Annotated in this window: 6 protein-coding genes; all 6 read left to right on the top strand. The window is 38.9% G+C overall.

Translation table 11 applies throughout. The annotated features are described in order from the left end of the window. The first annotated feature begins 61 nt into the window (after window positions 1-61). The 6 genes from LI241_RS15220 to LI241_RS15195 all read left to right on the top strand — a co-directional run bounded on the left by LI241_RS15220 (window position 62) and on the right by LI241_RS15195 (window position 7,671). Window positions 62-1,513, top strand: coding sequence for a glycoside hydrolase family 1 protein (locus tag LI241_RS15220; protein WP_008689834.1), 1,452 nt, complete (start codon window positions 62-64; stop codon window positions 1,511-1,513). Further along, window positions 1,514-2,332, top strand: a complete 819-nt coding sequence (locus tag LI241_RS15215) for a Cof-type HAD-IIB family hydrolase (RefSeq protein WP_008689833.1) — start codon at window positions 1,514-1,516, stop codon at window positions 2,330-2,332. 191 nt (window positions 2,333-2,523) lie between these two features. Then, window positions 2,524-3,336, top strand: coding sequence for a phosphorylcholine transferase LicD (locus LI241_RS15210; protein ID WP_008689832.1), 813 nt, complete (start codon window positions 2,524-2,526; stop codon window positions 3,334-3,336). Between the two features lie 133 nt (window positions 3,337-3,469). After that, a complete protein-coding gene (locus LI241_RS15205) occupies window positions 3,470-4,783 on the top strand; it encodes an N-acetylmuramoyl-L-alanine amidase (protein ID WP_008689831.1) in 1,314 nt (437 codons plus the stop codon). 15 nt (window positions 4,784-4,798) lie between these two features. Next, complete coding sequence (locus tag LI241_RS15200; protein WP_008689830.1) at window positions 4,799-6,652, top strand: ABC-F family ATP-binding cassette domain-containing protein; 1,854 nt, start codon at window positions 4,799-4,801, stop codon at window positions 6,650-6,652. 17 nt (window positions 6,653-6,669) lie between these two features. Beyond that, window positions 6,670-7,671: a tRNA-dihydrouridine synthase gene (locus LI241_RS15195; protein ID WP_008689829.1), complete on the top strand. Its 1,002-nt coding sequence runs from the start codon at window positions 6,670-6,672 to the stop codon at window positions 7,669-7,671. Window positions 7,672-7,742: the final 71 nt, after the last annotated feature.

Genomic DNA, 7,742 nt, shown 5'->3' with positions numbered 1-7,742 from the left:
AGAAAGGAAGATATTATTTAATTACCTGTTTCTTGGTTAATTAAATAATACAAGAATTGAAATGAAACAAGTAAAAACAGGATTTCCGAAAGCTTTTTTATGGGGAGGCGCCATTGCGGCAAATCAGGCAGAAGGAGCATTTCTAGAAGGTGGGAAAGGATGGAGCGTTGCGGATATCTTAAAAGTGCAAGATGCTGGTGATTTGAAAAAGAAATCAAATAAAGAAACGAGCAGAAACGATATTGATTTCGCTTTACAGGATAAAGAAGGCTATTATCCTAAACGCTATGGGATTGATTTCTATCATACTTATAAGGAAGATCTAAAGCTTTTAGCAGGGATGGGATTGAAAACATTTCGCACTTCTATTAGCTGGTCACGTATCTTCCCTAATGGAGATGATTCTCAACCGAATGAAGAAGGTTTACGCTTTTATGATGCATTGCTGGATGAAATCATAAAAAACGGCATGGAGCCCCTCATCACTTTATCGCACTATGAGATGCCACTGCATTTGGCAACACACTATCAGGGCTGGTATAATCGTAAGACGATCACTTTCTTTGTGAACTATTGTGAAACCGTTATGCGTCGGTATAAAGATAAGGTAAAGTACTGGATTGTTGTAAATCAGATCAATCTGATACATCATGAATCTTTTAATCATCTCGGTATTCCCAGTGATACAGTAGAAAACCTTATGGAAGCAAAATACCAGGCCATTCATCATGAATGCACAGCAAGTGCGCTTGTCACTAAGCTTGCCCATCAGATCAATCCAGACTTTCAGGTAGGGATGATGGTATATGATGGATTAAGTGAACCATTAACATGCAAACCAGAGGATGTTTTTGCGAACATGCAGCGCAATCAAAGAGAATATTTCTTTACCGATTTATTGCTAAGGGGAGAATATCCGGGCTATATGCTGCGCTATTTTAAAGAGCATGACATTCATTTAGATATCCGTGAAGAGGATGAGCAAGTATTAAAAGAGCATCCGGCTGATTTTCTTGCGTTATCCTATTATTATACATGTGTATCATCAAAAGAATGCAATGACACGCAAGATATTAATGATGATGGGGCCATCGTAAATCCTTATATTGATGCAAGTGAATGGGGCTGGGGCATTGATCCTCTTGGATTAAGAACCGTATTAAATTACTATTATGATCGTTATCAAAAACCAATCATCATCGCAGAGAATGGTTTTGGCACGTATGATGAAATCAGCAGTGATGGAAAGATTCACGATGAACGCCGTATCGCTTATTTACGTGAGCATATTCGTAATGTGAAGGAAGCTATCATGGACGGGGTAGATGTGATTGGTTATTATCCATGGGGACCTATTGATATTATCAGTTGTTCATCCTCAGAAATGAGCAAGCGCTATGGATTTATTTACGTGGATCAGGATGATTATGGAAATGGCAGTAAGCGCCGTATCAAGAAAGATAGCTATGACTGGTATCGAAGTGTCATTGCCAGCAACGGGGAAGATCTATAAGTGTTTCCCTTTCGTTTGATTGCCTGTGATATTGATGGCACATTAAGCATGGACAATACATTATCATTGCGCAGCGTACATACCTTACAGAAACTACAACAACAAGGAGTTTCGATCGTGCTATGCAGTGGGCGCAGTTATCCGGATGTGTTAAGTTTGCGAAATCAACACTTGCTGGCTTTGGATATGTTGTTATTAAACGGCGCAATGCAGGTAAACGCAAAAGGGCAGATTCTTCATGCGACTGCGATAAAAAAACAAAGCGCAAAGATGATTCTTCAGATGCTGCAAAAAGAACCTATCGCAATCGGTTGTTATGATGAGACCCATATTTATTCTTTAGAAGAAGAGGATCGGCCTTCCTTTCAAAAACACTATTTGCAAAGTTTCACGGATACCACACCGGTGATGTCTTGTTTCAAGACGATTACGGAAACAGACTTACCTAAAACTATTTTAAAAATAGAACTTTTGGAAAAGGATGAAGAAAAACGCCAACGTTTACAAACACGACTATCCACCTTGCAAGAGGTAAAGGTAACAACTTCCGGATGGGATAATTTGGAAATCACTTCGCCGCTAGTATCGAAAGGGACAGCTTTACAAACCTATGTTGCTCAACACGGTTTCACAAAAGAGGAAGTTTTAGTATTTGGCGACAGCGAAAATGATCTTTCCATGTTTTCCTGTTTCCCTAACAGTGTTGCTGTAGCAAATGCCTGTACGCAAATAAAAAATGCTGCTCGTTATCATTGTAAAGAGGCAAAGGAAGATGGGGTCGTACAATTTCTTGAAATGCTTATAAAACATGCTGTTTAAGTACAGTGTGTTTTTTTTGACAGCAAATGTTGTAGAGCCACCTGCATAAGGAAAAGATAAAAAGTAGTGTATTTGTTTAAATTTTCATTGTTTACGCAATCGTTTCTGAAGACATTCTTGCGAAATTGTGATATTTCCATAAAATGATTGTGATAAAAACAAATATCTTCTATAATAGATACGGTGATTTTATGGAAGAATACATATTGAAAACAAGAGAAGATGGAACGACGATTACCGTGCGTGATTTACAGCTGAAATTGTTAGAGATGCTGAAAGATATAGATATTGTATGCCGCAAGCACAAAGTCCAATACTGGCTGACAGGTGGCAGCTGCTTAGGCGCTGTACGTCATAAAGGCTTTATCCCTTGGGATGATGATGCGGATATCGGTATGCTGTATGAGGATTATCTGAAACTGTTAGAAGCCGTTAAGGATCTGGATCCTAAGAAGTACATCGTACAAAGCTTTGAAACACATAAGGAATACAATGTGTTGATTCCGGCGATGAAGATTCGTTTAAAACATACGTATTGTGAAGAATACAATGCGTTATTAAAAAACAAATGCAAAGACAGTGATGGCATTTTTATCGATGTTTTCATCATTGATTATGTGAGTGAGAATCATGTAAAAGATTTTGTATGGCGCTGCCGCAATGGAATCTTGATGCTCTTGATTGCCGCATTGGAAAATCTACATATCAATCCATTGCCATTAAAGAAACGCTATGTGCGAAATGCGCGTAAGTATGGTAAGCAAAATCAAGGCAGTCCAATGATCGGTTTTGATCTGACATGGTGCTTTAATTCTTTCTTCCATCCGGTCGTATATCCAAAGGAAAGCGTTTTTCCGATTCAGTATGTTCCATTTGAAGATACGATGCTGCCGATACCAAAGCGGCCTAAAGATTTGTTGGATGCAGAAGTATCCGTGAATCATATGAGCTATCCGCCGAAAAAAGATCAGCAGCCAAAGCATATTAAGGATATTGCATTTTAGAAACGATGACGTAAGGACTTTTTCATGCTTATGAAAATGCATAGCATGGAGACGATATTTCTTATTAAAAGCTAGCTTATGGTAAAAATAAAATATCGTAAAACATAGTAAAAATTGTGAGGAGGTAGAAGACATGGCATATGTACCAAGACAGAGAAGATATAAAGTGCGCTGGAAGGTAGTGGCTCCACTGCTTGTTTTAATTGCGTTGATCGTGTATCTTTTAATTGGCATGTTTCTGCCTTCCAATCATCAAGAAGTAAAGAAATTCACGGTGTGTGGATTGAATGAGGAACAGACGATCAAAGCATTGCATAAGACAAGTAAAGAAACGATTAGCGTTTCGGATTATTTGTATTATGGAGAATCTTTGGATTTGTATGAAAAGAAATATTCACCGGAAAATAAAGATACGTTGAGTGGGAAAACCGTAGAATTAAAAAATATTTGTGATGGAAAGACAATTTCAATGACAATGGAAAATACAGTTGATCAAAAGATCTTATTAGATGAAATACCGGAAGGATATTATGAGGTTTCCATCATTGATAATCTGGTAAAAAAGCGTGTGATTTTTCAACAGCCTTTAAAGGAAAATGCATTTTATACGGCACAGCGTAAAGGAAAGGTCAATAAAGTTTCCTTAATTGCAGATACGCAGCTGTTAAAGGATTATCAGATCACCCTGGATAAAAACTATCTTTTCTTACAAGTAACTTCACAGACGCCGCGCAAAGGGGATATTGATGTGTTGATTGATCCGTTTGGGATGAATACGGATTTAACGTGGTTGCCGGATGAAGGTTCAAAGGTCAATGGGTTAAATGAAAATGATGAAATGTATAAAGCAGCGGTTTTAATGAAAAAGGAATTAGAAGAAAAATATGGATTGCGTGTTGCCATTACAAAGGCAAGTAAAGATGAAAAAGGGAAAGCCTATGGCAGTGATGGCCGTTTAGCAAAAGGTTATAAGCAGCATGCAAAATATTATTTGTTCTTACGCTTCAGCAATTATGCCAACGATACGATTCGCGGCTTTGAAGTAGCGCATAGTTATTATTCCAGCAAGACACTTGCCAGGAATTTGACCTATGGTGTACATAAGAACTTAAAAATGCCACTGTCACCGATGTATACTGGTTCCGATGCCGGTATCGTTACCGGGTTATTGGCCGAAGGGGCAGATGGTAAAACGATATATGATACGAATTTATATTTAAGAGAAAGTGGTGGAAGAGCAACACTGGCAGGGAAATACTCAGAAACAAGTCAAGAACAAAATGCTGATTTTGTGAATGCCAATGGCATGCAGGGATTAGAAATTGACTTTGTCTATATATCAAATAAAGAAGATGCAGCGCTGTGGAAAAAACAGAAGAATGCGATTATTAAGGAAACAGCGCGCGCTTTTGCCGAGGGAATCAATGCCGACAACACCACCAGATAAGGCGGGTGAAACAAGATGAAGTATCAAATTCATAAAGGAAGTAAATATTTTGGGGCGAATACGGTATTTGAGGATATTCAATTTGAAATCCGCAATACTGAAAAAATCGCGATTGTGGGAAGAAACGGATGTGGTAAAACCACCTTATTAAAAGCCATTGCCGAAGTAGAACCGTTGGATAAAGGGGATATCCATAAGGAAAATAATCTGACAATCGGTTATTTAGCACAGACAACGTTTGAAAATGAGCATGCCTGTGTCAAAGAAGAATTGGAAACAGCCTTTGCGAAGGTAAAACGCATAGGTAAACAGCTGGAAGAAATCAGTGAGCAGATGGTATATGACCATAGTGAAACCATCTTAAATAAATACGCCAATTTGCAGCAGCAATATGAGGATTTAGGCGGTTATACATACCATAGTGATATGATGACTGTCTTCACTAAGTTTGGGTTTCAGGAAGAAGATTTAAAACGTGAAGTTGCTACATTTTCCGGAGGACAGAAAACCCGATTGGCCTTTGTCAAGCTATTGTTAAGCAAACCGGATATCTTGTTGTTAGATGAACCTACCAACCATTTGGATATCGAAACGATTGAATGGCTAGAAGGTTATGTAAAACGCTATCCCAAAGCGGTTGTCTTAGTTAGTCACGATCGTATGTTTCTGGATGATGTCGTTGATGTCGTATATGAATTGGAATATGGTGTGATGCGTCGCTATCCGGGTAATTATACAAACTATGTTAATACCAAGAAAAGTGATGTGGAACAACAAAAATCAGCGTATGCGCGCCAACAAAAAGAAATACAGCACATGGAAGAACTCATTGAGAAATTCCGTTATAAGAAAAATAAAGCAGCTTTTGCGCAGAGTAAAATCAAATACTTAGAACGTATGGATAAAATTGAAGATCCCAATGTCGACGAAAAACGGTTTCATGCCCGTTTTACCCCAAGGGTACGTGGCGGCAAGCGGGTCTTAGAGGTCAAGGATTTAACCATCGGTTACGACCTGCCGTTGTGTACGATTACTTGCGATATTCTGCAAGGGGAAAAAGTTGCCATAATCGGCCCAAATGGGAAAGGAAAGTCAACCTTTTTGAAAACCTTGATGGAACAGGTTTCACCATTATCCGGTGAATTCTTATTCGGACACCAGATTGAGGTAGGTTATTTTGATCAGGAGCTTGCGCAATTCGATACCAATAATACGGTATTAGAAGAGGTGTGGAACGATTTCAGTGAACTGAATCGAACAGAGGTACGCACAGCACTGGGATGTTTTTTATTCAGTGGAGAAGACGTATTTAAAACAGTAGACTGTCTATCCGGAGGAGAAAAAGTTCGTCTATCCTTTGTAAAGCTAATGCTGTCACAGCCTAATTTTCTGATGATGGATGAGCCAACCAATCATTTGGATCTAATTGGAAAAGAAGCCTTAGAGGATGCTTTGTGTGATTATGAAGGCACAATGCTATTTGTGAGTCATGATCGTTACTTTATCTCAAAGTTGGCAACTGCGGTATTGGTCATTGATAATGGGAAGGCAACATATTATCCGATGCGTTATCAGGAATATATGCATAAAGATGAGGAACATGTACAGGCCGTTAAAACCGTTGAGAAAAAAGAAACAAAAAAAGTGGATAGAGGGATTCATTATGATCGCGAAGTAAAAAAACTGGAAAAGAAAATTGCAGAAAAGGAGAAAGAGCTGGAAGCACTCAGAGAGCTGCGTTTTGATCCGGAATATTATCACGATTATCAAAAAATGCGTGATTTAGATGATAAAATTGATGACGTACATAATGAAATTGAAAATTTCATGAAGAAATGGGAAGACTACAGCGAGAAACTGGAACAGTAAGAAAGAAGGATCTTCATATGAAACCATTTGAAACATCATTGCTTGGTCGTATGGAATTAAACAACCGCATAGGTATTCCGGCGATGTGTACGTATATGGCAAAGGGCGATGGCATAGCCAATTTGCACCATATAGCTCATTATGAAACACTAGCGAAAGGACGCCCTGCCTTTATCGTACAAGAGGCAACGGCCATCGCAGCAGAAGGCTATATCAGTGACGCTTGTTTAGGAATCTTCACGCCGCGACAGCGAGAACCATTAAAGGATATCGTTGAAGTCGTACATGATTATGGGGTGAAATTAGGAATTCAACTGAATCATGCCGGTATGAAAAGTAAATGTGCAGCCCATAAGGTATCCGCCATGGATAATGAAGATGTACATGCGTTGACAGCAGAAGAAATTCATCGCATTGTTGTTAATTTTGAATTTGCCGGTAAATGGGCAAAAGAGCTTGGCTATGACTTTGTGGAAATTCATGCGGCACATGGTTATCTGATCAATCAATTTTTATCACCGCTTACCAATCAGCGAACGGATCTTTATGGTGAGGATAGAACCTTGTTGTTAAAGGAAATCATCACCGGTGTACGCTCTACATTTGAAAAAGATGTCATCGTTCGTATATCAGCAGAAGAGTATGAAGAAGATGGCTTGCATATAGCCGATATGAAAGATATTGTGGAAGCTATAGAAAGTTGTGGTGCTGCCGCAATTTCCGTATCCAGCGGAGGATTAAACAAACATCCGATACAGACCTATCCGTTGTATCAGATTCCATATGCACGAGCTATCAAACAAATGACTTCTTTGCCGGTAATGGGCGTTGGCCTAATCACAAAGGAAGAAGAAATTGAAACCATTCTAGCACAGGAAGATTGTGATTATGTATTATTAGGAAGAAAATTGCTGCGCGATCCTTATTTTCTATTATCTTGGCAAGATGCTTTCGGTCTATTGACAGAAGAAAACATAGGCGAATGTCTGTATCGCGGCATACATAAACATGGTGAATAACATCATGTTTTTTTTGTGTGTGGCGGGCATGCCACATATCTAGGGTGAAAATCCCTCGGGGCGTAGTTATC

Source organism: Longicatena sp. 210702-DFI.1.196, from assembly GCF_020563125.1.
In the GTDB taxonomy this organism is placed as follows: Bacteria; Bacillota_I; Bacilli_A; order Erysipelotrichales; family Erysipelotrichaceae; genus Longicatena; species Longicatena caecimuris.
Note: the sequence above shows the minus strand (reverse complement) of the source record. Positions and strands in the feature narration are given on the sequence as shown.

Coding starts and splice junctions, on each gene's coding strand:
- LI241_RS15220 (WP_008689834.1), top strand. CDS start 62: ATGAAACAAGTAAAAACAGGATTTCCGAAAGCTTTTTTATGGGGAGGC.
- LI241_RS15210 (WP_008689832.1), top strand. CDS start 2,524: ATGGAAGAATACATATTGAAAACAAGAGAAGATGGAACGACGATTACC.
- LI241_RS15205 (WP_008689831.1), top strand. CDS start 3,470: ATGGCATATGTACCAAGACAGAGAAGATATAAAGTGCGCTGGAAGGTA.
- LI241_RS15200 (WP_008689830.1), top strand. CDS start 4,799: ATGAAGTATCAAATTCATAAAGGAAGTAAATATTTTGGGGCGAATACG.
- LI241_RS15195 (WP_008689829.1), top strand. CDS start 6,670: ATGAAACCATTTGAAACATCATTGCTTGGTCGTATGGAATTAAACAAC.